Genomic DNA, 1203 nt, shown 5'->3' on the forward strand with positions numbered 1-1203 from the left:
TCGATCTGCACCTTCTGCAGTGCCCGCGCGAACGCCACGGCGCTCGGGAAACGATCTTCGGGGTTCTTCGCCATCGCGCGCTCGAGGAGGCGCTGCAGGCTCTCGGGCGAGTCCGGCCGCTTCAGCGAGGGGAGAGCTGCACGCTCGATGCGCTCGATGAGGTCGGCGCTCGAGTTGCGCTCCCCCGGACGCTCGAACGGCGAACGGCCGGCCAGAAGGGTGTACAGCGTCGCTCCGAGGGCCCACACATCCGTTCGGGGTCCGCTCTGCGGCGGCTCGGCGAACGATTCGGGGGGCGACCACGGGATCGACATCCCCGACGCCTCTCCCGTGGCTCCGGTGGTGGACGCGATGCCGAAGTCGGTGAGCGCCGGCCTGTTGTACTCGGTGACCAGGATGTTGGCGGGCTTGATGTCGCGGTGCAGCACACCGGCGCGGTGCGCTGTCTCGACGGCACCGGCCACCTGCACACCGACCCGCAGCGCCTCGGCCACCGAGAACGGGTCCTTCCGCGCGCGCAGCTGGAGGTTGGGCCGCGGGCAGTACTCCATCACCAGGTACGGGCGTCCGTCTCCGGCGACCCCTGCCTGGTAGATCGTCACGATCGCGGGGTGCGTGGAGAGCATCGCCATGACGTTCGCCTCATCCGCGAACTCCTGGGCGGCGCCGCTGGAGATGCGATCGGCGAGCAGCACCTTCACCGCGACCCGGCGGCGGGGCATCTCCTGCTCGTAGAGGAAGACGTCGGCGAAGCCGCCGGTGCCCAGCGGCTCGACGTAGGTGAAGCCGGGAAGGTCCGGCGGCGGGGAGGGGCGACGCGTCACGGCAGATCCTCGAAGGCGACCGTGACACCGTCGCCGAGGTCGACGACGTCGCCGGAGAGCACCAGCGTCTGCTCGCCGGGGTGCAGCCGCACGGGGTCGGCTCCCGGCCGCAGCAGGGTGGACCCGTTGGTGGTGTGCAGATCGATGACCACCACGGTGTCGCCCTCCGGCCGTACTTCGAGGTGGCTGCGCGAGATGTCCTGCTGAGGGCTCTCGACGGCGATGAGATGCGGAAGATTCGCGCCGCTCGCCCGCGTCGACCGCGGGCGGCGCCCGATGATCACGGTGCGATCCAGAGCCGTCTCCTGCCCTGTGGACAGGCGGATGCGGCCGACGGAGGCCGCGGCCGGTGCCGGGGCGACATCGAGCACCTCCGTCG

The 1203-nt window shown here is 71.0% G+C and carries 2 protein-coding genes; both read right to left on the reverse strand.

Annotated elements, in window-relative coordinates; genetic code table 11:
- On the reverse strand, positions 1–824 hold an 824-nt coding region (locus DSP71_RS07240; RefSeq protein ID WP_258546313.1), incomplete at its 3' end, for a serine/threonine-protein kinase.
- Positions 821–1203 (reverse strand): FHA domain-containing protein (locus DSP71_RS07245; protein ID WP_147251230.1); only part of this gene is annotated, 383 nt, incomplete at its 5' end. The genes DSP71_RS07240 and DSP71_RS07245, both read right to left, overlap by 4 nt.

The organism is Microbacterium sp. H6 (assembly GCF_003314775.1).
Classification (GTDB): domain Bacteria; phylum Actinomycetota; class Actinomycetes; order Actinomycetales; family Microbacteriaceae; genus Microbacterium; species Microbacterium oxydans.